The following is a 26060-nucleotide window of genomic DNA, read 5'->3' on the forward strand; positions in this document are numbered from 1 at the left end:
CACGCGCCCCGCGCCAGATGGGCTATTGGGTCAGCCGGCGGCCAGCTCCGAGAGATAGCGCGCGCGATAGGTTGCGCGCAGCGACACCTTGTCGATCTTCTCGGTGCCCAGGCGCGGCAGCAAGTCGGCGGAGAACCAGATCACCTGCGGCACCTTGAACGCGGCGATGCGGTGCGACAGGAACTCGCACAGCACCTCACGCGTCAGCGCCGCACCGTCGCGCGGATGCACCACCGCGCCCGGCACTTCGCCCAGCCGCTCGTCGGGCAGGCCGAACACGCTTGCCTCCGCCACATCGGGATGCTCATAGAGCGCCGCTTCGACTTCCTGGCACGAGATATTCTCGCCGCCGCGGATGATGATGTCCTTCTTGCGGTCGACGATGAAGAGATAGCCGTCCTCGTCGAGATAGCCGATATCGCCGGTCAGGAAATACCCGTCAGGGCTGAACGCGGCCGCCGTCGCCGCCGGGTTGCCCCAATATTCGATGAAATTGCAGATCGTTCGGATCGCGACTTCGCCGCGCTCGCCCTGCGCCACCGGCCGCCCCATGCCGTCGAGGATGGCGAGCTCGACCAAAGGCGCCGAGGCGCGGCCGGTCGAATTGGGTTTGGCGAGGTAATTGTCGCGGAAATTGCCGCAGCCGACGCCGTTGGTCTCAGTGAGGCCATAGCCGATCAGCGGCGCCGGCCCACCCATTTCCTCGTTCAGCCGCCGCACATGCTCGACCGGCCGCGGCGCGCCGCCGGCGGCGAAATCGGTGACGGTGGAGAGATCATAATTGTGCCGGTTGGGGTGCGTCAGGATCTCGAAGCTCATCAGCGGCACACCGACGAAATAAGTCACGCGCTCGCGCTCGATCAGCCGCATCGCTTCCTCGGCATCCCATTTGGGCATCAGGACGAGCTTGCGCCCCATCGCGAAGCTCTGCAGCAGCACCGGCACTTCGGCAGTGACGTGGAACAGCGGCACGTTAAGCAACATCGCCTGCTGCGGCGCCGGCGCCTTGCCGTCCTCGGTCGACAGCTGCAGCATCATGATCGCGTTGGCGAGGTAGTTGAAAATCGCCTGGGTCACCCCCTTGTGATCGCTCAGCGCGCCTTTCGACTGGCCAGTCGAGCCCGAGGTGAACAGGATGGTGGCGTGGTCCTCGCCGGTCAGCATCGGCAGCGCCGCCGCCGGACTCCCCGTATCGATGATGTGGATCAGCGCCTCGCGCAGCCGCAGCCGGTCATCGACCGCGACGATGCGCGCGGCAACGCCAGTCACTTCGTTCAGCCGCTGCACGCGCGGGCCATCGGCGAACACCAGCCCGCAATCGACATCGGCGATGGCAGCAGCGAGCTCGGGCCCCTGCCACCAGCCGTTGAGCAAGGTCGCGACCCCGCCCGCGATGGTGATGCCCATGTAGAGCGCGATCCAGCTCGGCGAGTTGCGCATCGCGATGCCGACCCGATCGCCTTTCTTGACGCCATAGCCCTCGACCAGCGCGCGCGCGACGCTGAGCGCCAGAAGATGCACCTCGGCAAAGGTCAGCCGCTCGTCGCCGGCGACGAGAAATTCCTTGTCGGCATGCTCGGCGCAGAAATGCGCGAAATAGTAACTCAGCGCGGGCGGCGCGGCGCTGATCGCCGGCCAGGTCCGGCCGCGATGCTCGACCGGCGCGACCGCCATCATCCCGCCTTCGGCAACCAGCCCCGCCATTGCGGCGTCCATGCGACGATCAAGCGCGCTCGGCATGATTCTCTCCCCTTGGGTTTATCGTTTGCCGCCCTTATGGAGGCGTCGCAACCTGGGGAAAAGCCTTGATCCTCTCGACCGTCGCGACCCACGCCCATATCCACTTCGATCAGCTGGGCCTGAACCCGCGAATCTTCACGATCGGCTGGTTCAGCCTGAAATGGTATTCGATCTCGTACATCGCCGGGATCGTCGTCGGCTGGTGGTATCTGCTCAAGCTGCTCGCCGAGCCCGGCGCGCCGATGGCGCGGCGCCATGCCGACGATCTGGTCTTCTACGCAACGATGGGCGTCATCCTGGGCGGGCGGATCGGCTATGTGCTGTTCTACGCGCCCGACATGATCCTGCATCCGCTGGAGATTTTGCGGCTATGGGATGGCGGCATGAGCTTCCATGGCGGCGCGATCGGCACGTCGATCGGCCTCGCCCTGTTCTCGCGGCAGCACAAGCTCAACTGGCTGCGCGTGCATGATTATATCGCCTGCTGCGTGCCGTTCGGGCTGTTCTTCGGCCGCCTCGCCAATTTCGTGAATGGCGAGCTGTGGGGGCGGCCGACCGATGTGCCCTGGGCGATCGTTTTCCCGCACACCGTGCCTGATGGCTTCCCCGAGCCGGCGCGCCACCCGAGCCAGCTTTACGAAGCGGGCCTTGAAGGCCTGCTGCTCTTCGCAATCTTGTGGTTCTTCTTCTGGCGGACCAAGGCGCGCTATGAGCCGGGCAAGCTCGTCGGCATTTTCCTCGCCGGCTATGGCTGCTGCCGCTATTTTGTCGAGTTCTTCCGCGAGCCCGATGCGCAATATGCCCATAACGCGATTCTCGGCACGGCAGGGCTGCATATGGGGCAATTGCTCGATCTGCCGATGATCGCCGGCGGCATTTACCTGATCGTGACGGCAGCGCAGCGGCGCGCGCGGGTCGAGCCGGTGGCGGGCCAAGAAAGCGTCGCCTGACATGGTAGTGACGGCCGAACCGGCGCTTGCCGAACGGCTGGCGCGGGCGATCACGCTCGCCGGGCCGATTTCGGTCGCGCAATTCATGGCCTCGGCCAACGCGCATTATTATGCGACGCGCGATCCGCTGGGCGCGGACGGCGACTTCATCACCGCGCCCGAGATCAGCCAGATGTTCGGCGAGCTGATCGGGCTGTGGCTCGCCGATCTGTGGGACCGCGCCGGGCGGCGGACATGCGCTTATGTCGAGCTGGGGCCGGGGCGCGGGACGCTGGCGGCGGATGCCTTACGCGCGATGGCGACGGCAGGGCTCAAGCCGCCCGTCCATTTCGTCGAGACGAGCCCGGTGCTCCGCGCCGCACAGGCCGAGCGCGTGGCCGAGGCGACGTGGCACGACGATGTCGCGACCTTACCCGACGATCAGCCGCTGCTCATCATCGCCAACGAATTCTTCGATGCGCTACCGATCCGCCAATTGGTGAGAGGCGCCGATGGCTGGCATGAGAGGCTCGTCGCTTGCCAGGATACGCTGTTCCTGCCGATCAGGGGCAAGGCTGTGCCAGATGCGATCATCCCCGCAGCGCTCACCGATGCCCCGCCCGGCGCGATCATCGAAACCTGCCCGGCGGGTGTCGCCATCATGCAAGCCCTGGCTGAGCGGCTGGTGCGGCAGGGCGGCGCGGCGCTGATCGTCGACTATGGCTATGAAGGCCCGGCGATCGGCGACACGCTCCAAGCGGTGCGCGGCCATACTTATGCCAACCCGTTCGAGGCGCCCGGCGAGCGCGACCTGACCGCGCATGTCGATTTCGCGACGCTGGCGGCGGCGGCGGAAGCGGCGGGCGCCACCGCGCACGGCCCGGTCGAGCAGGGCGCCTTCCTGACCGCGCTCGGCATCGATGCGCGCGCGGCGCGGCTGGGGCCATCGGTGGCGGCGGATCGCGACCGGCTCGTCCAGCCCGACCAGATGGGCAACCTGTTCAAGGCGCTGGCCTTGACCGCGCCCGGCTGGCCGGCGCCGGAAGGCTTCCGATGATCCGCTATCGTGATGCCACCCCAGCGGATGCCGCGGCCCTCTCCACGCTCGGCAAGCAAACCTTCGCCGACACCTTCGGCCATCTCTATTCGCCCGAAAACCTCGCCACGTTTCTCGAAACGCACGCGCCCGAGCGCTGGGCCGAACAGCTTGCCGACCCCACCTATGCAGTGCGCGTCGCCGAGGACGAGGGCGCGCCGATCGCCTATTGCAAGCTCGGTCCGCACGCCATGCCGTTCGAGCCGCGCGGGCGGCCGATCGAGCTGCGCCAGCTTTATGTGCTGCCCGCCTGGCATGGCGCGGGGATTGCGCCCGAGCTGATGGACTGGGCCATAGAGACGGCGCGGGCGCGCGGCGCGGACGAGCTCTATCTCTCGGTCTTCACCGACAATCACCGGGCGCGGCGCTTTTACGAAAAGCGCGGTTTTGAATTCGTCCAGAACTACGCCTTCATGGTCGGTGATCAGGCGGATGAGGACCATATCATGCGGCTGGCTTTATGAGCGATGTCGAGGTGATCCGCGCCGATGCGCTGGCCGGGGTGCGCCACGGCTTTCTCGGCCGGCGCGGCGGCGTGTCGACCGGCGTCCATGCCGGCCTCAATGTCGGCACCGGCTCGGCCGACGAAGCCGCCGCGATCGAGGAGAACCGCACGCGGGCAGTGGAGGCGGTCGCTCCTGGAGCCGCGCTGGCGACGGTCCATCAGCTCCACTCAGCCGACGCCGTTACCATCGTCACGCCGTACGAACATCTTCTGCGGCCGCGCGCCGACGCGATGGTCACGGCCCGGCCCGATATCGCGCTCGGCATCCTTACCGCCGATTGCGCGCCGGTCCTGCTCGCGGACACGCAGGCCGGGATTGTCGGCGCCGCGCATGCCGGCTGGAAAGGCGCGCTCGGCGGCATCACCGACGCGACGGTGCATGCCATGGAAGCGCTGGGCGCCGAGCGCAGCCGCATCGTCGCCGCGATCGGCCCGTGCATCGCGCGCGCCAGCTATGAAGTCGATGATGCGTTCCTGCACCGCTTCGCCGAAGCCGATCCCGCCAATGAGCGCTTCTTCGCGCCCGGTCGCCCCGGCCATCATCAGTTCGACCTTGAGGCCTATGTCGCGCACCGGCTCGCCGCCGCCGGCATCGGCAAAGTCGAAGCGCTCGGGCTCGACACTTATGCCGATGAGGATCGCTTCTTCAGCTACCGCCGCGCCACCCATCGCGGCGAAAGCGATTATGGCCGGCAGATCGCATTGATCGCGCTTGGCTGATCGCGCGCACGCTCTATAGGTGGCCGCAGAAGATAAGCTCGTCCCCAGGAGTAAGCATGACCGAGGAATCCGACGCCGCCGCCCCGCGCCGGCGCCCCAAGCCACCCGTCGAAACGGTGGGGGGCCACGCGCTCAAGCCCGCGACGCTGATGATGGGGCATGGCTATGATCCGATGCTGTCGGAAGGCTCGCTGAAACCCCCGATCTTCCTCACCTCGACGTTCGTTTTCCCCAACGCCGCTGCCGGCAAGCGCCATTTCGAAGGCGTGACCGGCAAGCGGCCGGGCGGCGCCGAGGGCCTCGTCTATTCGCGCTTCAACGGGCCGAACCAGGAAATCCTCGAAGACCGGCTCGGCATCTGGGAAGAAGCCGAAGACGCGCTGAGCTTCTCGTCGGGCATGTCGGCGATCGCGACCTTGTTCCTGTCTCTGGTGCGGCCGGGCGACACCATCGTCCATTCGGGCCCGCTTTATGCCGCGACCGAAACCCTTATCGCGCGCGTGCTCGGCCGCTTCGGCGTGCATTTCCTCGACTTCCCCGCCGGCGCGACCCGCGAGGAAATCGACACGGTGCTGAGCAAGGCGGCATCGGGCCGCGTCGCGCTCATCTATCTCGAAAGCCCGGCCAACCCGACCAACGCGCTCGTCGATGTCGAAGCCGTCGCCGCCAGCCGCGACGCGATTTTCGGCCATCTGCCCGAGAAACCGCCGATCGCGATCGACAACACGTTCCTTGGGCCGCTGTGGCACCAGCCGCTGAAGCACGGCGCCGATATCGTCGTGTACAGCCTGACCAAATATGCCGGCGGGCATTCGGATCTCGTGGCGGGCGGCGTGCTCGGCCCCAAGGCGCTGATCGACACGATCCGGCTGATGCGCAACACCATCGGCACGATCACCGATCCCAACACCGCGTGGATGCTGCTCCGCAGCCTCGAAACGCTCGAACTGCGCATGACCCGCGCCGGCGAAAACGCTGCCAAGGTCTGCGCTTTCCTGCGCCAGCATCCCAAGGTCGAGCGCGTCGGCTATCTCGGCTTTCTGGAAGATACCCCCGGCGATGAGCGCCAGGCCGATATCTATCGCCGCCACTGCACTGGCGCGGGCAGCACCTTCTCGCTGTTCCTGAAGGGCGGCGAGAAGGAGAGCTTCGCCTTCCTCGACGCGCTGCGCATCGCCAAGCTCGCGGTCTCGCTCGGTGGCACTGAAACGCTGGCGAGCCATCCGGCGGGGATGACGCACCTCTCGGTGCCCGAAGCGCGCAAACAAGCGCTCGGCATCACCGACAATCTGGTGCGCATCTCGATCGGGGTTGAGGATGCCGACGATCTGATTGCCGATTTTGATCAGGCGCTCGCCGCGATTTGATCATGTGTGTCGCCGCTACTTATCTCAATCCTCCCCCGCCAGGGGGAGGTGTCGCGATAGCGACGGAGGGGGAGGACGCCCAAACGCCTGCGGTAAGTCCGCCCCCTCCGTCACGCTCCGCGTGCCACCTCCCCCTTGCGGGGGAGGATCGACGGCATCGATTGATGAGCAAACGGCTTGAGGCTACGGCAACGGGCAAGAGGGTAATTTGGGGGAGCGGCGGGGGACAGTGACGCGCCCGGTTTTCTACGATCCCAGCGGCACGCGCCGGCGCTGGACCGGTCGCACCGTGGGGCTGCTGATCGCGGTCGTCGTGCTGGCGGCGGCGCTGTTCGCCTTCACCGTGGTGCGCGTGCCGCCGCGCGGATCGCTGCCGTTGCTGTTCGAGCGCGCCCAGCCCGCGCGGCTGCGCGGCCAGATCAACGCGATCAACCGCGGGGTGAGCGCCTGGCTGCCGCGCGGCAAGGTAACGCGCCAGCTGACGCCGCTCACCGTCGGCTTCTACGTGCCCTGGGATGACGGCACCAGCGGCGCCTCGCTGGCCCAGCATATCGGCCAGATCGACTGGCTGGTGCCCTCGACCATCTCGGTGATCGGCCCGACTCACCAGGTGACGCGCGACCTCGATACCCGGCTCGGCCGCATCCTCGCGACGACCGCGCGCCGCCCGCAAGTGCTGCCGATGGTGCAGAACGCGCATCTCGGCGTGTGGGACAGTGCCGGCGCCGCCGCCTTGCTCGGCAGCCGGATCGAGCGCGCCAAGCTCGCCAATGCGCTGGCGGCGAGCGTCAAGCAGAATCACGACGCCGGCATCGTCTTCGATCTCGAAAATCTTCCCGGCACTTCGCTGGGCGGCTATCGGCAATTGCTGCGTGACATGCGCACCGCGCTTGGCCCCAATGGCGGCATCATCGGCGTGACGGTGCCGGTGGGCGACGAGGATTTCCCGCCGCGCGCCTTTGCCGACGTTGCCGATCGCATCTTCATCATGGATTATGACCTCCATTTCCAGGGCGGCGATCCCGGCCCGATTTCGCCGCAGACCTTTTTCGTCAACGAGCTGCGCCGCGCGATCGCGCAGATCGGGCGTGACAAGCTGATCGTCGCGATCGGCAGCTATGCTTATGACTGGCAAGGCAAGCAGGCCGAGGGGCTGAGCATCGAAGAAGCGTGGACGCGCGCCAATGACAGTACGGCCTCGATCATCTTCGACAAGCAAAGCGGCAATGCCGGCTTCGGCTATGATGATGACGATGGCCATCACGACGTGTGGATGCTCGATGCGGCGTCCGCCTGGAACCAGCTCGCCGCCGCCCGCGCGCTCGGCATTCAGCAAGTCGCGCTGTGGCGGCTGGGCAGCGAAGACCCCGGCGTGTGGGAAGCGCTCACCCACTTCCGCAATGGCGGCCGGCCTGATCTGCGCGTGCTGAATGAGCCGACTAATGTCGATATCGAGGGCCAGGGCGAAATCCTGCGCATTACCGCGACACCGCAATCGGGCAGCCGCAGCGTCACGTTCGACGCGCAGGGCCTGATCCGCGACGAGAAATACGCGCAATTGCCGACGCCTTATGTCGTCAGCCGCACCGGCGCGCATCCGCATTATGTTGCACTCACCTTCGACGACGGCCCCGATCCCGACTGGACGCCGCCGATCCTCGACATTCTCGAGAAAATGCACGTGCCGGCGACGTTCTTCGTCATCGGCGAGAATGCGCTGCAGCACCCCAATATCCTCAACCGCATCGTCGCCGGCGGGAGCGAGATCGGCAATCACACCTACACCCACCCCAATCTCGCGCTCGTCTCGCGTACCGGCACCGAGATCGAGCTCAATGCGACGCAGCGGCTGCTCCAGGCCTATACCGGGCGCGGCACCAAGCTGTTCCGCGCGCCCTATTTCGGGGACGCCGAGCCGACCACGGCGGACGAACTCTTCCCCGCGCTGATCGCGCAGCAGAATGGCTATACCGTTGTCGGCCTGCACGCCGACCCAGGCGACTGGAAGCGGCCGGGCGTCGACGAGATCGTCAACAGCACCATCGCCCAGGTGGAAGGCGACGACCCCGATCGATCGGAGAATATCGTACTGCTGCATGATGGCGGCGGCGATCGATCGCAGACCCTGGCGGCGCTGCCGCGCATCATCACCGAGCTGCGCGCGCGCGGCTATCAGTTCGTGCCCGTCTCCAAGCTCGCCGGCCTGACCCCGACCCAGGTGATGCCGCCGGTCACCGGCAGCGACCTGACCGAAGTGCGCTTCGACATCGGCGTCTTCCTGGTGCTCGCCGCGCTGGCCTATGCGCTCAAATGGACGTTCTTCCTGGCCATCGGTCTCGGCATCGGTCGCGCGGTGCTGATCGCACTGCTCGCGATCGGCGATCGCAACCGCAAGCCGCCACCGATCGACGCGGCGACGCCGAGCATCTCGGTGATCATCCCCGCCTACAACGAAGCCAAGGTGATCGAGAGCTCGGTCCGCCGCGTGCTGGCGAGCGATTATCCGGCGCTGGAGCTGATCGTCGCCGATGACGGCTCGTCGGACGGGACGAGCGAGGTCGTCGCCAAGGCATTCGGCGACGATCCGCGCGTGCGGCTGCTCACCCTCGTCAATGGCGGCAAGGCAAGCGCGCTCAACCGCGCGCTGAAAGAGGCTTCGGGCGACGTCATCATCGCGCTCGATGCCGATACCCAGTTCGAGCCGCTGACCATTCGCCGCCTCGCCCGCTGGTTCGGCGACCCCGACATCGGCGCGGTCGCGGGCAATGCCAAGGTCGGCAACCGGGTCAATCTCGTCACCCGCTGGCAAGCGGTCGAATATGTTACCGCGCAGAATCTCGAACGCCGCGCGCTTGCTCGGTTCGATGCGATGACGGTCGTCCCCGGCGCGGTCGGCGCGTGGCGCCGCGCGGCGCTCGACGAGGTCGGCGGCTACCCCGAGGACACGCTGGCCGAGGACCAAGACCTCACCATCGCCATCCAGCGCGCCGGCTGGCGAGTCGATTACGATACCGAGGCCGTTGCCTGGACCGAGGCGCCGCAAAGCTTCCGCGCGCTCGCCAAGCAGCGCTTCCGCTGGGCGTTCGGCACGCTGCAATGCCTGTGGAAGCACCGCCGGGTGATCCCCACCGCGCGGCCGCCGGGGCTGGCCTTTGTCGGCATGCCGCAGGCGTGGCTGTTTCAGATCATCTTCGCCGCGATCTCGCCGCTCATCGACCTCGCGCTCGCCGCCTCGATCATCGCGACCATCTTGCGCGTGTCCCAGCATGGCTGGGCGCAGACGCAGACCGACGTGCTGCGCATGGGCGTCTATTGGCTGGGCTTCCTGGCGATCGACGTGACGTGCGGCGCGATCGCCTATCGGCTGGATGTGCGCGAGAAGCGCTACCCCGCCTTCCTGCTCGTCGCCCAGCGCTTCATCTACCGCCAGATCATGTACTGGGTCGTCATCCGCGCGATCACCTCAGCGATGGGGGGCTGGGTCGTCGGCTGGGGCAAGCTGGAACGGACGGGGGCGGTGCAGGCGCAGGGGTAGCGCAAGATCAAGACCGAAGAAATTTGATGGTCCGCCTAGCGGGCGACTACAAAACCCATTGCTTTACGCGCCGTACAAGCATCCATCGCTTGCTGGTCGCACACCTTCAGCGATGCAGATATTCGGTCGATGAGAGCCTGATCCTTAGCGCCTACGTTGTGACGGAATGCGACTTGCACATTCAGCAGGTTGACGTCGCCTTGGACAAAAATCGCCGTCAGGTTTTCGGGCTTGTTGGTTCTGGGATTGAGTGGGCAGGACAAAACGCCCTTTATGGCCCGATGCCCGTCAACGGTCCCCTTGGCAAAAGTTTCCGTCATTCCCGGACAGGCGGCAATCATCCCCCGGCGCCATATCGGATAAAAATTCTCAACACCGACTTTGGCGGTGTCGAAGAAGTCCAGGCCCGTTATCAGCGTTGACCAGTTATCCACGGTTTCAGGGGGAACTACCATCTCCATCAGGTCGCCGTGCGCAGTGCGGTGATGATAGCCGACCTGAAATTCGTCCGGCACATCAATCCGAAGCATTTCAGTAGCGGCGGTGGGAGCGGGCTGAGCGGCCAACGCCATCGCCGCCACTAGAAAGTCGAACATCCGTGGTTCCTAAATTAAGATCAGGCAGTCCCTAGCAGTGTAATCGGACGATTTTATTTCGCGGGTTGCACGGCGCCCCTCACCCATCACTGACCCGCTCGATATCCGCGCCCACAGCCTGCAGCTTTTCCTCGAGCCGCTCATAGCCTCGGTCGAGGTGATACACACGCTGCACCTGCGTCTCACCTTCCGCTGCCAGGCCCGCGAGGATCAGGCTCATCGAAGCGCGCAGGTCGGTCGCCATCACCGGCGCGCCAACGAGCCGGTCCACCCCGCGCACCACCGCGACGCGGCCGCGCACCTGGATGTCGGCGCCCATCCGCGCCAGTTCGGGCACGTGCATGTAGCGGTTCTCGAAAATCGTCTCGGTCAGCACGCTGGCCCCGTCGGCGAGCGCGAGCATCGCCATGAATTGCGCCTGCATGTCGGTCGCGAAGCCGGGGAACGGCGCGGTCGAGAGCGTCAGGGGCCCCAGATGGCCGTTTGCGGCGACGCGCACACTGTCGGCGCGCTCCTCCACCACCACGCCCGCCTCACGCAGCGCGGCGAGCGTTGCCAGCATGTCGTGCGGGGCGACGCCCGCCAATTCCAGGTCGCCCCCGGTGATCGCGGCGGCGCAGGCATAGCTGCCCGCTTCGATGCGGTCGGGCATGACGCGATAGGTCGCGCCGTGCAGCCGGTCGCGCCCTTCGATCTCGAGCGTTTCGGTCCCGATGCCGCTGATCGACGCGCCCATCGCGACGAGGCATTGGCACAGATCGACGATCTCAGGCTCTCGCGCCGCATTTTCGATGATCGTGCCGCCCCTGGCAGTGACGGCGGCCATCACCGCATTCTCGGTCGCACCGACCGAGACGAGCGGGAAGACGACGCGGCCGCCGGCCAGCCGACCGCCAGGGGCGGTCGCCTTCACATAGCCCGCCGCCAGTTCGATCTCGGCGCCAAGCGCCTCCAGCGCTTTCAGGTGCAAGTCGATCGGGCGGTTGCCGATCGCGCAGCCGCCGGGCAGCGACACCGTCGCTTCGCCCGCGCGGCCGACCAGCGGGCCGAGCACCAGGATCGAGGCGCGCATTTTCCGCACGATGTCATAAGGCGCGGTGGTCGAGGTGAGGCGATTGGCGCGCAGCGTCATCACCCGGCCGAAATCCTCAGGCCGCGCGCCCTCGACCAGGGTGGAGACGCCAAGCTGGTTGAGCAGGTGGCCGAAGCCATCGACATCGGCAAGGCGCGGCAGGTTGCGCAGGGTGAGCGGCTCTTCGGTGAGCAGCGCGCACGGCATCAGGGTGAGCGCGGCGTTCTTGGCGCCGGAAATGGGCAAGCGGCCAGCCAGGCGCTGGCCGCCGCGGATGAGGATTCGGTCCATCCCGTCGTTACTACTGCGCCCGCGCCCAAGTGCAACGCCGCCGACATGTTATCGCATTAAGCTGGTGGTGAGACGCGCCGTGCTAGCGCTGCTGACAACACGCCAATTCGGGCCGAAGGACCCACCCCATGCCGCATGCCAGCCTGGCCGACCGGATCGGCCGGATCGCCCCCTTGTCCAACGCCGAACGCGCCGCGCTGACCGAGATCGAGCAGCGCGAGCGGCATCTGCGCACCGGCGCAACGCTGATCGCCGAGGGCGAACGGGTGACCGAACTCGCCATCGTCGCACGCGGCGCGCTCGCCGGGCGGATGGCCGCGACCGAAGGCTGGCGGCGCCTCACCCGGCTCTATCTGCCCGGCGATCTCGTCAGCACCGGCATGCTGGCGATGCGCGAAAGCAGCGAGACGGTGGTCGCGCTGACCGATGCCGTCATCCACCGCGTCGATCGCGCGACGTTGGGCGATGCGCTCACCCGGCATCCGCGCCTCGCGCTGCTGCTGCTCGCCGACGAGCAGGTCGAGCGGATGGCGCTGACCGACCGGCTGATCGCGATCGAAACCCAGCCGCCGCATGCCCGCCTCGCCGCGCTGCTGATCGAACTGCGCGACAGGCTGCGCGCGGTCGACCCGGCGATCAGCCACAGCTTCGTCACGCCGCTCACCACCGAGGAAATGGGCGAAGCGATCGCGCTGCGGCCCGCCGAAGCGATCCGTGCGATGGGCAAGCTCGGCGATCTCGGGCTGGCAGTGCGCGAAGCGGCGCGGATCACCTTGGTCGACGAACGCGGGCTGGAACGGCTGGCCGCGCGCCGCGACCCGCGCCGGGGCCTGGATATGACTTGGCTGCCGAAGCGGGCCTAACCAGCGCGCCCTAGCTTAGGCCTTTTCCAGCGTGCATTGCAGCGGGTGCTGGTTCTGGCGCGCGAAATCCATCACTTGCGCGACCTTGGTCTCGGCGACTTCATAGGGGAACACGCCGCACACGCCAACGCCCTTCTGGTGGACGTGGAGCATCACCCGCGTCGCTTCCTCGATATTCATCCGGAAGAAGCGCTGGAGCACCAGCACGACGAATTCCATCGGCGTATAATCGTCGTTGAGCATCAGCACGCGATAAGGCGTCGGCCGCTTGGTCTTGGTGCGCGTGCGCGTGGCGACGCCAACGCCGGTGCCGCCGCCCTCGTCGTCATCGCCCTGGCCTTCATCAGCCATGGCGCGTGTCATCTGCATCGCCGTGATCATGGAAGCCTAAAATATGGGACAAGGGCCGGTGAGGGCAAGGGGGGCGTTGGGCCTGTAAACCACGAAAAATGGGGCGGCCACCGCATCGGCAGCCGCCCCATCTGTTTTGTCTGCGCTCCCCGGTGGGGAACGAAGCCGTTACGCCGAGATCTTGATCTTCTCAGCGGCCACCGCGATGCGGTTCGAAATCGGCTGCGCGATGTCGTTCGAAACCTTGAGGAAGGTCTCGGTCGCCTTCGACGTCTCAGCGACGATCGAGTCGAACGACTGGCGGACATAATCGCTGTGCAGCTTCATAAACTCGGTCGGGGTCTTGACCGTCGACAGGCTCTTCAGCGTCGCGGTCGCGTGCTCGAACGACTTGCGGGTATAGTCGGCGGCTTCCTGGCCCAGCGTCTCGAACGCCTTGGTGGCGATCTTCGACGATTCGACCAGCGCTTCGACATTGCCCTTGTTGAAGTCGTTGAGCTCGGCAAACAGCTTGGTGCCGCGCTCAACCGCTGCCTTGCTGCGGTCGTTCAGTTCGGTGAACAGGGTCTGCGCCTTGTCGGTCGCCTGCTTGATGGTGTTTTCCATGATGGTCACTTCCTTCTGTGCGGGTTGAACGGCGGCCGGAGCGGCAGCCTCTTCTTGCTTGGTTGGTACTGAAACGGGTTCGACCGGCGCCGCTGCCTTGGCGACAACCGGCGCGGGCGTGACGACGACCGGCGCGACGACCGGCTCGGGCGCCGCTTCCTTGGCGACGACGGGTGCCGGGGCCACAACGACGGCCGGCGCGGCGGGCTTTGCGACCGGCGCCTTCACCACCGGCTTGGGCGCCTCAACAGGCTTGGCCGCCTCGACGGGCTTGGCCGCAGCCTTCGGTGCCGCCTTGGCAACGGGCGACGGGGTCTTTGCGACGGGCTTTACATCCTTGTCGGCCATCGGGCCCTCCACAGCTATTTGCTGCAGTGCAATATAAACCGAGCGCAACGAAATTCAAGCGTTTTTTGTGCAGTGCAACAAAAGCGTTCCGGCGCAGGCCAAGCCTATAGCATTTATGGCTTTTATCAGCGAGCGCGGACGTAACGGCCGGGCGCGTCGTCGAGCGCTTTCATCGCACCCTTGCCCGGCTGCCGTGCTTTTTTGGCGGGCACTTTTGCTGCGCTCTGCTCGGCGATCCAGCCGATCCAGTCGGGCCACCAGCTGCCCTTGGTCTCGGTCGCGCGGGCAACGAACTCGTCGAGCGTCTTGGCCGCGCCGTCATAGGTCCAATACTGATATTTGCCCGCCGCCGGCGGATTGACGACGCCAGCGATATGGCCCGAGCCCGCCAGCACGAATCGCACCGGGCCCTGCAACGTCTCAGTCAGCTTCCACACGCTGGCGAGCGGGGCGATATGGTCCTCGCGCCCTGCCTGGACATAGGCCGGCGTCTCGATGCGGCTCAAATCGATCGGCGTGCCGCTGACCGACAGCGCGCCGGGCTTCACGAGCAGATTGTCGCGGTAGAGATCGCGCAAGTACGAGAGGTGCCACTTGGCCGGCAAATTGGTCGTGTCGCTGTTCCAGAACAGCAGATCGAACGGCGCATAATCGCGGCCGAGCAGATAATTGTTGGTGACGTAATTCCAGATCAGGTCGCGCCCGCGCAGCAGATTGAAGGTCGCCGCCATATAGCGCCCGTCGAGATAGCCGTCGGGCGACAGCTGCGCGATCATCGCGAGCTGCTCGTTATCGACGAAGTTGAGCAGCTCGCCCGCCTGGCTGAAATCGACCTGCGCGGTGAAGAAAGTCGCGCTCTTCACCTTGGCCGCCTGCCCCCGCGCCGCGAGCACCGCCAGCGTCGCCGCGAGCGTGGTGCCGGCAACGCAATAGCCGATGGCGTGAACGCTCTCGACACCCAGCAGATCGCGCACCGTGTCGATCGCGTCGATCTGCCCGGCTTCGACATAATCGTCCCACACCACGTCCTTCATCGTCGCGTCGGCCGATTTCCACGAGACCATGAACACGGTCAGCCCCTGGTCGACCGCCCATTTGATGAAGCTCTTCTCCGGGCTCAGATCGAGGATGTAGAAGCGGTTGATCCAGGGCGGGAAGATGATGAGCGGGGTCTCGTACACCTCATCCGTCGTCGGGGAATACTGGATCAGCTCGTACAGCGGCGTGCGCTTGATGATCTTGCCCGGCGTAATCGCGATGTTGCGGCCGACTTCGAAAGCATCGGAATCGGTCTGCTTCATCTGCCCGCTGGCGATGTCGGCCAGCATATTCTGCATGCCCGCCAGCAGATTCTCGCCGCCGGTCGCCATGGTGCGATCGAGCACTTCAGGATTGGTGATCGGGAAATTGCTCGGGCTGACCGCGTCGACGAAAGCACGCGAGACGAAGCGAAGCTGCTCCTTCATCTTCGGGTCGACGCCCTCGACCGCCTCGACATTGCGCAGCAGATGGTCGCTGATCAGGTAATAGCTTTGCCGCAGCCAGTCGAACACCGGGTTCTCGCGCCAGGCGGGATCCTCGAAGCGCTTGTCCTTGGCGAGCGCGGGCGGCTCCTCGGTGGGCTTCGCCTCGGGATCAAGGAAGCGCTGCCAGAGCTGGAAGCTGTCATCCCAGAAGGATTGCACGCGATCAAGCGTCGCGTCGTCGGTGAAGCCCTTGATCTCGGGCATCATGCCCGCCTCGCGCAGGCCCTTCAGCCCGGCTTCCATCGCCATCTGCTGAGCGCGGCCCATCACCCAGGTCCAGTGCTGCATGTCCTCCAGACTGGGGAGCGGCGGGATGGCAGGCGTGGTCGGCGCAGGGGAATCGGCCATGGGATCGCTCACCTTCGGGCGGTTCGCGACTGCTCTAGCGCAGGCCGACGCCGCCGTCATTCCCGCTCGGCGATAAATAGCGTATGTTCGCCCGACAAGCCGAAGCCAAGGATCGAAAAGCCACGATGTCCGACGATTTCTACCGCATCAAACGCCTGCCGCCTTATGTCATCGCCGAAGTCAACGCGATGCGGGCCGAGGCGCGCGCCAGCGGCGAGGACATTATCGATCTCGGCATGGGCAATCCCGATCTGCCGCCGCCGGCGCATGTGATTGAGAAGCTCTGCGAAGTCGCCGCCAAGCCTGATGCGCACGGCTATTCGCAGTCCAAGGGCATTCCGGGCCTGCGCCGCGCCCAGGCCAATTATTACGCCCGCCGCTTCGGCGTCGAGCTCGATCCTGAGCGCGAAGTCGTCGTCACCATGGGCTCGAAGGAAGGGCTCGCCAGCCTCGCCACCGCGATCACCGCGCCCGGCGATGTCGTGCTGGCGCCCAACCCCAGCTACCCCATCCACACTTTCGGCTTCATCATCGCTGGTGCCACCATCCGCGCCGTGCCGACCACGCCCGATGAGCGCTATTTCGAGGCGCTTGAGCGCGCGATGGCGTTCACCGTGCCGCGGCCCAGCGTGCTCGTCGTCAACTATCCCTCCAACCCCACCGCAGAGACGGTCGACCTCGCTTTCTACGAGCGGCTCGTCGCCTGGGCGCGCGACAACAAGGTGTGGGTGCTTTCCGACCTTGCTTATTCCGAGCTCTATTATGACGGCCGCCCGACGCCCTCGATCCTGCAGGTGAAAGGCGCCAAGGACGTCGCGGTCGAATTCACCAGCCTCAGCAAGACCTATTCGATGGCGGGGTGGCGGATCGGCTTTGCGGTCGGTAACCCCAAGCTGATCGCGGCGATGACGCGAGTGAAGTCATACCTCGATTACGGCGCCTTCACCCCCATTCAGGCCGCCGCCTGCGCCGCGCTCAACGGCCCGCAGGACATCGTCGCGCAGAACCGCGAGCTTTACCACAAGCGCCGCGACGTGCTGGTCGAAAGCTTCGCCCGCGCCGGCTGGGATATCCCCGCGCCCGCCGCTTCCATGTTCGCCTGGGCACCGCTGCCGCCCGCGCTCCAGCATTTAGGCAGCCTTGAGTTCTCCAAACAAATGCTCGTCCATGCCAAGGTCGCGGTCGCGCCCGGGGTCGGCTATGGCGAGCTTGGCGAAGGCTATGTGAGGATCGCGCTGGTGGAGAATGAACAAAGGCTGCGCCAGGCGGCGCGCAACGTGAAGCGCTATCTCCAGCAGATGGGCGTCAACACCGCGGCCAAGGCGGGTTGAGGTCGCGCCGACCCGGCTCGGGCCGATAGGCCTGTGATCGTCCGATGCCGCTGATCAACCCCATGTATTCGCTCGCCGGCGTGCTCGTCGGCCTGCTCGTCGGGCTGACCGGCGTCGGCGGCGGGTCGCTGATGACGCCGCTGCTCGTGCTGTTCTTCGGCTTCCACCCGACGACAGCGGTCGGCACCGATCTGCTTTATGCCTCGGCGACCAAGACCGTCGGCACCAGCGTGCATGGCTGGCGCGGCACGGTGAGCTGGCGCGTCGTCGGCCTGCTCGCGTTGGGCAGCGTGCCGATGACGCTGGCGACGATCGCGCTAATCGGCGATTACGGCCAGCAATCCCCCGCGATCTCACACCTGATCACGACGGTGCTGGGGATCATCCTGGTGCTGACCGCGCTCGCCACTTTCCTGCGCCAGCGACTGATCGCCTGGATAGCGCCGCGGTTCGCGCGGATCGAGCCGCACGGCGTGGCGATCCTGACCGTGGTGCTCGGGATGGTGCTGGGCGTGCTGGTGACGCTGACCTCGGCGGGCGCGGGGGCGCTCGGGATGACCGCGCTGATCCTGCTTTACCCGCAGATGCCGGTCAACCGGCTGGTCGGCTCGGACATTGCCCATGCGGTGCCGCTTACGCTGCTAGGGGGGCTGGGGCATCTCTATCTGGGAACGGTCAATCTCGATCTGCTGGCGTCGCTGTTGGTCGGCTCCATCCCCGGCATCATCATCGGCAGCCTGCTTGCGGCGCGCGCGCCAGACCGGATTCTGGGGCCCCTGCTGGCGACGACGCTGGCAGTGGTGGGGGTGAAGCTGCTGACCTAGCGTGCTCCAGTCGTCGACGCCCTTACCACCAGCTCATAGCCGATCTCGCGCCGCTCGGTCTCGCCCTCGCCACCAAGCAGCAAGTCGGCCGCCGCGAACGCCATGTCGCGCGTCGGCTGGCGGATCGTGGTGAGCGGCGGCCAGACGTAGCCAGCGAGCGCGGTATCGTCGAACCCCGCGACGGACAGCTCACCCGGCAAGTCGAGCCCGCGCCGGTGCGCCGCCGCCAGCACGCCGGCGGCCATATCATCGCTCGACGCGAAGATCGCGGTCGGCGGATCGGGTAGTGCGAGCAGCGCTTCACCCTGCGCGGCGCCGCTCGCAAAGTCGTAATTACCGGTGACCACCAGCGCCGGATCAAGTGCGAGGCCCGCCTCGCGCAGCGCCGCCCCATAGCCCTCCAGCCGCTGCGCGCTCGTTGCATAGCTCGGGTGGCCGGCGATGAAGCCGATGCGGGTGTGCCCAAGCGCGAGCAAGTGCCGCGTCATTGCCGCCGCCGCCGCCTCGTTATCGATGAACACCGACGGCGCCGCATCGACGTCGCTCCCCGGCGACACCCGCACATAGCGCACCCCGCGCCGCTGGAGCAGATCGAGCACCTGGCGATGGTCGCTGACCGGCGGCGTCAGGATCAGGCCGTCGACATGCGTCGCCTCAACGAGACTCTCGATCTCGTCGAGCAGTTTCGGGCTGTCGCGATCATAGGGCTGCGCGATCATCCGCACGCCATCCGCCTCGCAGCGGTCGCGGATGCCCGATTGCATCTCATAGACATAATAAGGGCTGGGATTGTCGCAAATGAGCGCGATCTGGAACGAGCGCCGCCCGGCGAGCGAGCGCGCCGCGACGCTAGGGCGGAAATTGAGCCGCGCCACCACATCGGCAACGCGGCGGCGCGTTTCCTCGCCCACATAGCGCTCGTTGTTGAGGACGCGCGACACGGTCTTGATCGACACATCGGCTTCGCGCGCCACATCCTTGATCGTCACTCGCACGCCTGGCGCCACCCCTAATCACCGTTTCCGCGCGAGCGAAAGCAGCTATAAGCTCCACCTTGGCATGCCGAGCGCCCCTCCGTCCATCCATCGCAAAGCGGCTTGCGATATGCGTATTATGCGAATAATACAGCGTCGCGGCCGCGTATCGGGCTGCGGGACATGACGGGCATGCGCGGATTCCCTTTTGACGACGAGCCGCTGGAGCTGACCAACGGCATGCCGCCGCCGGACGCGCGCCGGGCGCCAGCGTGGCGCGACACTGCGCCGACCGAGCCCCCGCCGCCGCCCGGCAGCTACACCACCAACCTGCCCGTCGCCTATCGCCCGCGCCGCTTCCGCTGGGTGATGCGCGGGCTGGCGGCGTTGCTCGTGCTGTTCTTCATAGGCGTCGGCTGGCTGGCGCTGACCGCGCCGCTCTCCAAATCGCTCCAACCGCCGGCGCCGCCGAGCGTCACTCTGCTCGCCTCGGACGGCACGCCGATCGCCCGGCGCGGCGCGATCATCGGCAAGCCGGTCGATGCCGCCAAATTGCCCAAACATGTCACCGACGCGTTCATCGCGATCGAGGATCGCCGCTTTTATCACCATTGGGGCGTCGACCCTTGGGGCATCGGCCGCGCGATGTTCCGCAACGTCGCCGCCGGCGGCTTGCGCGAAGGCGGGTCGACGATCACTCAGCAGCTCGCCAAGAACGCCTTTCTCGATTCCGACCGCACCGCCGGGCGCAAGATCCGCGAAGTGATGATCGCTTTCTGGCTCGAGGCGTGGCTGAGCAAGAACGACATATTGTCGCGCTACCTCTCCAACGTCTATTTCGGCGACAACGTCTATGGCTTGTCAGCGGCGGCAAAGCATTATTTCAGCACCACGCCCGCCAAGCTGACGATCGGCCAGGCGGCGATGCTGGCGGGGCTGGTGAAGGCGCCGTCGCGCCTCGCCCCCACCGGCAATCTCGCCGGCGCGCAGGCGCGGCAGATGGTCGTCGTCAATGCGATGGCGGAGGACAAGCTGATCGACCGCGCCACCGCCGCAGCGGTCAAGCCCGCGCGCCTTCACCCCGATCAGGTCGCCGATTTGCCCGACGGCAGCTATTTCGCCGATTGGGTGCTGCCCGCCGCGCGCGACCGGGCCGGCGCGATCAGCGCGGCATCCACCGTCACCACCACGCTCGACGCCCGGTTGCAGCGCGCCGCCGAGCGCAGCGTCCGCCATATCGGGCTCGGCAAGGCGCAAGTCGCGATGGTGGTGATGCACCCCGATGGCCGCGTCGTCGCGATGGTCGGCGGCAAGAATTATGACGACAGCCCGTTCAACCGCGCGACGCAGGCGCGCCGCCAGCCGGGATCGACGTTCAAGCTTTTCGTCTATTACGCCGCGCTCAAAAGCCGGATGACGCCCGATTCCACCATCGAGGACAAGCCCATCAAGATCGGCCAATGGGAGCCGCGCAACAGCAGCGGGCGCTATCGCGGGCAGATCACGCTCCGCCAAGCGTTCGCGATTTCGAGCAATGTCGCGGCCGCGCGGCTGACTCAGCAAGTCGGCGTCGACAAGGTGATCAAGGCGGCGCGCGACTTGGGCATCTCCACCCCGATCCCCAACGAAGCGACGATCGCGCTCGGCACCGCGACCGGCTCGCTGCTCGAGCTGACCGCGGCGTATGCAGCGGTGGCCGGTGGCGACTATCCGGTCGGCGCGCGCGGGCTGGCCGACGCGCCCGACAAGAGCTGGCTGCAGCAATGGGCCAGCGGCCCGCACCGCATGGACGAGCGGGTGCGGAGCCAGATGATGGACCTGCTCGCCGCCTCGATCGCGACCGGCACCGGGCGGCAGGCAGCGCTGAGCATCCCGAGCTATGGCAAGACCGGGACGACGCAGGACAGCCGCGACGCGCTGTTCATCGGCTTTGCCGGCGATCTCGTCTGCGGCGTCTGGGTCGGCAATGACGATAACTCACCCAGCGCCGGGCTGTCGGGCGGCGGCATTCCGGCGCGGCTGTGGCGCGATTTCATGCAGCAGGCGCTCAATGTCGGCCCGCGCGCGGCGCCGGCGCCCGACATCTTCAGCACGATCAGCAATGCGATGGACGCGCTGGTCGATCCCGATGCCGCCAGCCCCGATGCGGGCAACGCCACGATGCCCGAAGAAGACGCACCGGCGCCCGAAGTGGTCGGCAACATCAACGGCCTGGGCCTGAACCTCTCGATCGGCCGCGACGGATCGATCAAGGTGCGACGCGACCGCCCCCGCCGCGATACGCCCGCCGATCGCGCGCCCGATCCCCGCGATCGACCACGCCCGCCGCCGGAGGGGGAGGGGCGTTAGCTTCTCATTACTTCCCTCGCCCCTGGAAGGGGAGAGGGTTGCGCAGACTTAGGCCCGGAAGGGCCTTAGTCGGAGCTGGGTGAGGGGTAATTCCGACGGTCGCCCTTGTGGCTGCCCTCACCAAGCTACGCTAAGCGCTGGCGCGCTAAGCTGCGCTATCCTCTCCCGCAAGCGGGAGAGGAAGATGTCCTCCCGCCCCGCTTGACGCCGCCGCCCTTGCGCAGCAAGGGCTCCGCCATGCGCTTCTTCTCCGACAACGCCGCGCCCGCTTGCCCCGAAGTGCTGGCGGCGCTTGCCTCCGTCAACACCGTCGACACCGCTTATGATGGCGACCGGTGGAGCCAGTCGCTCGACGCGCGGCTCTCGGCGCTGTTCGAGACTGACGTAAAGGCGCTGTGGGTCTCCAGCGGCACCGCGGCCAATTGCCTCGCGCTCGCCGCGCTCTGCCCGCCGCACGGCGCGGTCATCTGCCATCGCGACGCGCACATCCAGAATGACGAGGCGGGCGCGCCTGAATTCTACACCGCCGGCGCCAAGCTGCTGCTCGCCGAGGGCGACGGCGCCAAGCTGACCCCCGAGATGATCAACGCCGTGCTCGCCGCGACGCGCAACGACGTCCATCAGGTGCAGCCTCACGCCGTCTCGATCACCAATGCGACCGAATATGGCCTGGTCTATACGCCCGCCGAAGTCGCCGCGATCGGCGATCTGTGCCGCGCGCGCGGGCTCGGGCTGCACATGGATGGCGCCCGTTTCGCCAACGCCATCGCCCATCTCGGCTGCGCGCCCGCGGACGTGACGTGGCGTGCGGGGGTCGAAGCGCTGAGCTTCGGCTTCATCAAGAATGGCGGCATGACGGCGGAACTGCTCGTCTTCTTCAAGCCCGAGCTGGCGGCGGCCACCTATTATCGCCGCAAGCGCGCCGGGCATCTGCTCTCCAAGGGCCGCTATCTCGCCGCGCAGATATTGGCGATGCTCGACGGCGATGTGTGGCTGAGGAACGCGCGCGCCGCCAATGCCGGCGCGGCAATGCTGGCGGCCGCAGCGGGCGACCGGCTGGTCCACCCGGTCGAGGCGAACGAAGTGTTCCTGAAAGTGACCTCGCAAGAGGCCGCGACGCTGCGCGCCCAGGGTTTCGATTTCTACGATTGGGGCCCGGGCGAAGCGCGGCTTGTCGTCTCGTGGCAGCAGGGCGAAACCGATATCCGCCCGCTCGCCGACGCGATCGCGGCGCTTTAATGGCGGCATGACGATCACCGTCGATCCCTCGGTGCGCGTCCAGTCGACGCGCGCGGCGGTGCTGGTGCCGTTTGCGATCATCACGCTGATCTGGGGATCGACCTGGATCGTCATTCGTGACCAGCTCGCGGTCGTGCCGCCGAGCTGGTCGGTCAGCTATCGCTTCTTGACCGCCGGCCTCGCCATGCTCGCCTATGCCGCGTGGAAGCGCGAGCCGCTGCCGCGCGACCTGCGCGGCCTGCGGTTCGCCGCAATCCTCGGCCTGATGCAGTTCGTGCTCAACTTCAACTTCGTCTATCGCGCCGAGGAGCATATCGCTTCGGGCCTCGTCGCGGTGGTGTTCGCGCTGCTGCTGGTGCCCAATGCGATCCTCGGGCGGATTTTCCTTGGCCAGGTGCTCGGGCGGCAATTGCTGATCGGCTCGGTAGTGGCGGTGGCGGGCGTCGCGCTGCTGTTCGTGCATGAAGCGCGCGTCGCGCCGCGCGGACTGGGCGATGTGCTCGCCGGCGTGGGCCTGACGCTGACCGGGGTGATGTGCGCGTCCACCGCCAATGTCATGCAGGGCACCGCGACCGCGCGCGCTTATCCAATGGCGCCGATGCTCGCGCTCGCCATGCTGATCGGCGGCGGGATCGACGCGCTCTATGCCTGGGCCACAGTCGGTGCCCCGGTGATCGAGCTGCGCCCGGCGTATCTGATCGGCTTGCTATATCTCGGCGTCGTCGCCTCGGCGGTGGCGTTCACGCTCTATTTCCAGCTGATCCGCGTGATCGGCGCGGCCAAGGCGGCTTATTCGAGCGTCGTCATCCCGGTCATCGCGATGCTGTTTTCAACATTGTTCGAGCATTATCGCTGGTCGGCAGTGGCGGTGGCGGGTGCGTTGCTGGCGCTTGCCGGGCTGGTCATCGCGTTGAGAGCGCCGAGACCGACGCGATAATCGGGATAGGCCGGCCGCCAGCCGAGCAACCGCCTGGCCTTGCCGTTGGCGACCCGGCGGTTTTCCGCGTAGAAGCCCCGCGCCATGGCCGACAGGCTGGCGAGCCGCACCAGCGGCGGCGGGTCGAGCCCGAGCAGCCGCGCGGCATGCTCGATCACGGCATTCTGACTGGCCGGTTGGTCATCGGCGAGGTTGTAAGCACCGGGCGGGCCGCTGAACGCGGCAATCACCCCGCTCGAGATATCGTCGACATGGACGCGGCTGAACACTTGGGCGGCGAGCTCGACGCGATGCGCGGTGCCAGCCCTGACCCGGTCGAGCGCGGAGCGGCCCGGTCCGTAGATGCCCGGTAGCCGAAAGACGCGCGCGCCCAGCCCCAACCACGCCGCGTCTGCTGCGTTGCGCGCCGGGCGCCGGCCCCCGATCGGCGCGCTTTCATCGACCCACGCGCCGCCAGTGTCGCCATAGACGCCGGTCGAAGAGAGATAGCCCAACCACGCGCCCGAGGCGCTCAGCGCCGCGCCATAATGCGCCAACACCGCATCGCCGGCATCATCCGGCGGTACCGAGGACAGGATGTGCGTTGCCCGCCCGATCGCTGCCGTCACCGCCGCCGCATCATCGAACGCGATCGTCCCCTCGCGCCCGCTCCGGCTCGTGCCGACAACCTCCCAGCCCAGCGCCCGCACCCGCCCCGCTAGATGACTCGCGCTATAGCCCAGCCCGAAGATCAGCAGCCGGGCCACGCGGCGTCACTCGGCGCCATAACCGTGATAGAGCTTGCCGAAGAAATCGCCCTTGTTCCAGCGCGGCCGATCATCACCATCAGCAATCGCGCGGGCGATGCGGTAATTGACGTCGACGAAGCGCACGCCCTGCGACCAGTCGATCGGCAGCGTCAGATCGTCCGAAGGCTGGTGATAATGATGCGCCAGGAAATCCTCGGTCGCGGCCTTGCCCGGCCCCATCTGCCCCGGCCACAGGAACACCGAGGGCACGCCTTGCTGGACGAAGCGATAATGGTCGGAGCGGACGAAAATCGCTTCCTCCGGGATCGGATCGGGCGACGTCGGCACGCCCGCTGCTGCTGCCGCGGCCTTCACGATCGGCCCGAGCGTCGAGCGATCGGCGCCGAACGCGACGATATCCTCGAACTTATACGTCAGGATCGGCATGTCGAGATTGACGTCGGAGACGATCTTGTCACTGCCCAGCGTCGGGTGGCGGGCATAATAATCCGAGCCGACCAGCCCCTTCTCCTCCGCCGTCACCGCCAGGAACAGCACGGTGCGGCGTGGCGGCTTGCCCGATTGCTTGAAGCGCTTGGCTTCCTCGATCAGCGAGGCGATGCCGACCGCGTCATCCTCGGCGCCATTGTTGATCTGGTCGCCCTTGGCGTTCTTGTTGACGCCGATATGGTCGAGATGCGCTGAGAGCACGACGACTTCGCTCGCCAGCTTGGGGTCGCTACCGGGGATGATGCCGGCGACATTGCTGCTCGATTGCGCGTCGAAGCTGGTATGCGTCGCCACCGCCAATTTGGCCTTGAGCGGCTCGGCGCGGTAGCGCGGGTTATCGGTTGCCGAGAGCTTGGCGAGCTTCGCCCATGGCACGCGTGCGCCGGCGAACAGCTTGGCCGCGCCTGCCTGGCTCAGCACGCCGAGCACCGGCGCGCTCCCCGGCACCGATCCGCCGACGCCGTCGGGCGTCGCCCAGATGGTGCGCGGCCGGGCATAGCCGAGTTTGAGCTGTGCAAAACTCGGCGTGCTGCGCCCCGGCTTGGCGCTCGATTCGAGCTGGATCACGCCGACCGCGCCATGCGCCCCGGCAACCGCGGCCTTGGCAGCAAGCCCGCCGAAATGCGCGCGAATCTCGCTGTTGAGCGTGGTCGGCGCGCCACCGAACAGCACGACGATCTTGCCGCGCGCATCGACGCCGGCATAATCGTCAATGCCATTCTCGGGCGCGACGATGCCCTGGCCGACGAACACCACCGGCGCGGTCACCTGCGTGTCGCGCGCCGCCGGGTTGGCGCTCGGGATGTAATCGGTGCCGAACGCCAGCGCCTCGTTCGTCTTGCCGTGAACCAGTGCGAAACTGCCCGGATCCGCCGCGCGATACTGGACGAGCGGCACGTGCTGGAGATAGCCGCCATCGTCACCCGCCGGCCGCAACCCCGCCGCATAGAATTGCGCCGCGACATATTGCGCCGCCACCGCGAAATCGCCGCTCGCCGCATCGCGCCCGTTGAGCGCGTCCGACGCCAGGAACATCACATGCGCCTTCATCGCGGCCTGGTCGGGCGGCAGCGGCGCATCGACGATCGCGTTGACTTGCGCGGGCGTCAGCGGGGCCGGCGCGGGCGCGGGTGCCGGCGCATTGGTCTGCGCAACGGCGGCGCCGGCGATCAGGGCAAGCGAGGCGCCGGCCAGCAGGCCACGCGCGGCGAAGGAAAAAACAGGCATAGCGTCTCCCGGTGTTTTGCCGGGGCATAGCAGCAGCGCGCCGGTACG

At 66.8% G+C, this 26060-nt stretch carries 21 protein-coding genes; 12 read left to right on the top strand and 9 right to left on the bottom strand.

The annotated features are described in order from the left end of the window. Positions 1-30: 30 nt before the first annotated feature. Positions 31-1740, bottom strand: a complete 1710-nt coding sequence (locus ACLB0R_RS05780) for a class I adenylate-forming enzyme family protein (RefSeq protein WP_416642389.1) — start codon at positions 1738-1740, stop codon at positions 31-33. Positions 1741-1805: 65 nt separating this feature from the next. On the opposite strand from ACLB0R_RS05780, the gene lgt reads away from it, so the two are divergent. From lgt to ACLB0R_RS05810, 6 genes are all read left to right on the top strand, one after another. Then, positions 1806-2690, top strand: coding sequence for a prolipoprotein diacylglyceryl transferase (gene lgt, locus ACLB0R_RS05785; protein WP_416642390.1), 885 nt, complete (start codon positions 1806-1808; stop codon positions 2688-2690). A 1-nt stretch (position 2691) separates the two neighbouring features. Next, positions 2692-3726 (top strand): class I SAM-dependent methyltransferase, encoded by a 1035-nt coding sequence (locus ACLB0R_RS05790; protein WP_416642391.1) that lies wholly within the window; start codon positions 2692-2694, stop codon positions 3724-3726. Then, entirely contained in the window at positions 3723-4229 is a 507-nt protein-coding gene (locus ACLB0R_RS05795) for a GNAT family N-acetyltransferase (protein WP_416642392.1), read from the top strand. Before ACLB0R_RS05790 ends, ACLB0R_RS05795 begins: the two co-directional genes overlap by 4 nt. Beyond that, entirely contained in the window at positions 4226-4990 is a 765-nt protein-coding gene (gene pgeF, locus ACLB0R_RS05800) for a peptidoglycan editing factor PgeF (protein ID WP_416642393.1), read from the top strand. Before ACLB0R_RS05795 ends, pgeF begins: the two co-directional genes overlap by 4 nt. Positions 4991-5046: 56 nt before the next feature. Beyond that, positions 5047-6357, top strand: a complete 1311-nt coding sequence (locus ACLB0R_RS05805) for a cystathionine gamma-synthase family protein (RefSeq protein WP_416642394.1) — start codon at positions 5047-5049, stop codon at positions 6355-6357. Between the two features lie 229 nt (positions 6358-6586). Then, positions 6587-9892: a glycosyltransferase gene (locus ACLB0R_RS05810; RefSeq protein ID WP_416642395.1), complete on the top strand. Its 3306-nt coding sequence runs from the start codon at positions 6587-6589 to the stop codon at positions 9890-9892. Positions 9893-9927: 35 nt separating this feature from the next. Here the strand turns inward: ACLB0R_RS05810 and ACLB0R_RS05815 are convergent, their stop codons facing one another. Both ACLB0R_RS05815 and murA read right to left on the bottom strand, forming a co-directional pair. Continuing rightward, positions 9928-10488, bottom strand: coding sequence for a hypothetical protein (locus ACLB0R_RS05815; protein ID WP_416642396.1), 561 nt, complete (start codon positions 10486-10488; stop codon positions 9928-9930). A gap of 79 nt (positions 10489-10567) precedes the next feature. Beyond that, positions 10568-11851 carry a UDP-N-acetylglucosamine 1-carboxyvinyltransferase gene (murA, locus tag ACLB0R_RS05820; protein ID WP_416642397.1) on the bottom strand — a complete coding sequence of 428 codons (1284 nt, stop codon included), beginning with the start codon at positions 11849-11851 and terminating at the stop codon, positions 10568-10570. A 128-nt stretch (positions 11852-11979) separates the two neighbouring features. Here murA and ACLB0R_RS05825 point away from each other — a divergent pair, with 128 nt between their 5' ends. Then, positions 11980-12714 carry a Crp/Fnr family transcriptional regulator gene (locus tag ACLB0R_RS05825; RefSeq protein ID WP_416642398.1) on the top strand — a complete coding sequence of 245 codons (735 nt, stop codon included), beginning with the start codon at positions 11980-11982 and terminating at the stop codon, positions 12712-12714. Between the two features lie 15 nt (positions 12715-12729). Here the strand turns inward: ACLB0R_RS05825 and clpS are convergent, their stop codons facing one another. From clpS to ACLB0R_RS05840, 3 genes are all read right to left on the bottom strand, one after another. Further along, a complete protein-coding gene (clpS, locus tag ACLB0R_RS05830; protein WP_416643025.1) occupies positions 12730-13065 on the bottom strand; it encodes an ATP-dependent Clp protease adapter ClpS in 336 nt (111 codons plus the stop codon). A 168-nt stretch (positions 13066-13233) separates the two neighbouring features. Continuing rightward, the gene (locus ACLB0R_RS05835; protein WP_416642399.1) at positions 13234-14019 is read right to left on the bottom strand and encodes a phasin family protein; all 786 of its coding nucleotides are present in this window, start codon (positions 14017-14019) and stop codon (positions 13234-13236) included. 125 nt (positions 14020-14144) lie between these two features. After that, entirely contained in the window at positions 14145-15893 is a 1749-nt protein-coding gene (locus ACLB0R_RS05840; protein WP_416642400.1) for a PHA/PHB synthase family protein, read from the bottom strand. A 125-nt stretch (positions 15894-16018) separates the two neighbouring features. Here ACLB0R_RS05840 and ACLB0R_RS05845 point away from each other — a divergent pair, with 125 nt between their 5' ends. Together ACLB0R_RS05845 and ACLB0R_RS05850 are read left to right on the top strand one after the other, a co-directional pair. After that, positions 16019-17224, top strand: coding sequence for an LL-diaminopimelate aminotransferase (locus ACLB0R_RS05845; protein ID WP_416642401.1), 1206 nt, complete (start codon positions 16019-16021; stop codon positions 17222-17224). Between the two features lie 44 nt (positions 17225-17268). Beyond that, the gene (locus ACLB0R_RS05850) at positions 17269-18048 is read left to right on the top strand and encodes a sulfite exporter TauE/SafE family protein (protein WP_416642402.1); all 780 of its coding nucleotides are present in this window, start codon (positions 17269-17271) and stop codon (positions 18046-18048) included. Here the strand turns inward: ACLB0R_RS05850 and ACLB0R_RS05855 are convergent. Continuing rightward, positions 18045-19043 carry a LacI family DNA-binding transcriptional regulator gene (locus ACLB0R_RS05855; protein ID WP_416642403.1) on the bottom strand — a complete coding sequence of 333 codons (999 nt, stop codon included), beginning with the start codon at positions 19041-19043 and terminating at the stop codon, positions 18045-18047. The two genes, ACLB0R_RS05850 and ACLB0R_RS05855, sit on opposite strands and share 4 nt — an antisense overlap. Before the next feature lie 171 nt (positions 19044-19214). On the opposite strand from ACLB0R_RS05855, the gene ACLB0R_RS05860 reads away from it, so the two are divergent. From ACLB0R_RS05860 to ACLB0R_RS05870, 3 genes are all read left to right on the top strand, one after another. Further along, on the top strand, positions 19215-21371 hold the full coding sequence (locus ACLB0R_RS05860) for a transglycosylase domain-containing protein (RefSeq protein WP_416642404.1): 2157 nt from the start codon (positions 19215-19217) through the stop codon (positions 21369-21371). A gap of 237 nt (positions 21372-21608) precedes the next feature. Continuing rightward, positions 21609-22610, top strand: a complete 1002-nt coding sequence (locus tag ACLB0R_RS05865) for a threonine aldolase family protein (protein ID WP_416642405.1) — start codon at positions 21609-21611, stop codon at positions 22608-22610. 7 nt (positions 22611-22617) lie between these two features. Next, positions 22618-23547, top strand: coding sequence for a DMT family transporter (locus tag ACLB0R_RS05870; RefSeq protein WP_416642406.1), 930 nt, complete (start codon positions 22618-22620; stop codon positions 23545-23547). Here ACLB0R_RS05870 and ACLB0R_RS05875 read toward each other — a convergent pair. After that, positions 23457-24293, bottom strand: coding sequence for an NAD(P)-dependent oxidoreductase (locus ACLB0R_RS05875; RefSeq protein ID WP_416642407.1), 837 nt, complete (start codon positions 24291-24293; stop codon positions 23457-23459). The two genes, ACLB0R_RS05870 and ACLB0R_RS05875, sit on opposite strands and share 91 nt — an antisense overlap. Positions 24294-24299: 6 nt before the next feature. After that, positions 24300-26012: a M20/M25/M40 family metallo-hydrolase gene (locus ACLB0R_RS05880; RefSeq protein WP_416642408.1), complete on the bottom strand. Its 1713-nt coding sequence runs from the start codon at positions 26010-26012 to the stop codon at positions 24300-24302. Positions 26013-26060: the final 48 nt, after the last annotated feature.

The sequence above is a fragment of the Sphingomonas sp. GlSt437 genome, from assembly GCF_048015635.2.
In the GTDB taxonomy this organism is placed as follows: Bacteria; Pseudomonadota; Alphaproteobacteria; order Sphingomonadales; family Sphingomonadaceae; genus Sphingomonas.

Coding starts and splice junctions, on each gene's coding strand:
- ACLB0R_RS05840 (WP_416642400.1), bottom strand. CDS start 15,893: ATGGCCGATTCCCCTGCGCCGACCACGCCTGCCATCCCGCCGCTCCCC.
- ACLB0R_RS05790 (WP_416642391.1), top strand. CDS start 2,692: ATGGTAGTGACGGCCGAACCGGCGCTTGCCGAACGGCTGGCGCGGGCG.
- ACLB0R_RS05780 (WP_416642389.1), bottom strand. CDS start 1,740: ATGCCGAGCGCGCTTGATCGTCGCATGGACGCCGCAATGGCGGGGCTG.
- ACLB0R_RS05795 (WP_416642392.1), top strand. CDS start 3,723: ATGATCCGCTATCGTGATGCCACCCCAGCGGATGCCGCGGCCCTCTCC.
- pgeF (WP_416642393.1), top strand. CDS start 4,226: ATGAGCGATGTCGAGGTGATCCGCGCCGATGCGCTGGCCGGGGTGCGC.
- ACLB0R_RS05845 (WP_416642401.1), top strand. CDS start 16,019: ATGTCCGACGATTTCTACCGCATCAAACGCCTGCCGCCTTATGTCATC.
- ACLB0R_RS05825 (WP_416642398.1), top strand. CDS start 11,980: ATGCCGCATGCCAGCCTGGCCGACCGGATCGGCCGGATCGCCCCCTTG.
- ACLB0R_RS05850 (WP_416642402.1), top strand. CDS start 17,269: ATGCCGCTGATCAACCCCATGTATTCGCTCGCCGGCGTGCTCGTCGGC.
- ACLB0R_RS05815 (WP_416642396.1), bottom strand. CDS start 10,488: ATGTTCGACTTTCTAGTGGCGGCGATGGCGTTGGCCGCTCAGCCCGCT.
- ACLB0R_RS05865 (WP_416642405.1), top strand. CDS start 21,609: ATGCGCTTCTTCTCCGACAACGCCGCGCCCGCTTGCCCCGAAGTGCTG.
- ACLB0R_RS05805 (WP_416642394.1), top strand. CDS start 5,047: ATGACCGAGGAATCCGACGCCGCCGCCCCGCGCCGGCGCCCCAAGCCA.
- clpS (WP_416643025.1), bottom strand. CDS start 13,065: ATGGCTGATGAAGGCCAGGGCGATGACGACGAGGGCGGCGGCACCGGC.
- ACLB0R_RS05860 (WP_416642404.1), top strand. CDS start 19,215: ATGCGCGGATTCCCTTTTGACGACGAGCCGCTGGAGCTGACCAACGGC.
- ACLB0R_RS05880 (WP_416642408.1), bottom strand. CDS start 26,012: ATGCCTGTTTTTTCCTTCGCCGCGCGTGGCCTGCTGGCCGGCGCCTCG.
- ACLB0R_RS05835 (WP_416642399.1), bottom strand. CDS start 14,019: ATGGCCGACAAGGATGTAAAGCCCGTCGCAAAGACCCCGTCGCCCGTT.
- murA (WP_416642397.1), bottom strand. CDS start 11,851: ATGGACCGAATCCTCATCCGCGGCGGCCAGCGCCTGGCTGGCCGCTTG.
- ACLB0R_RS05870 (WP_416642406.1), top strand. CDS start 22,618: ATGACGATCACCGTCGATCCCTCGGTGCGCGTCCAGTCGACGCGCGCG.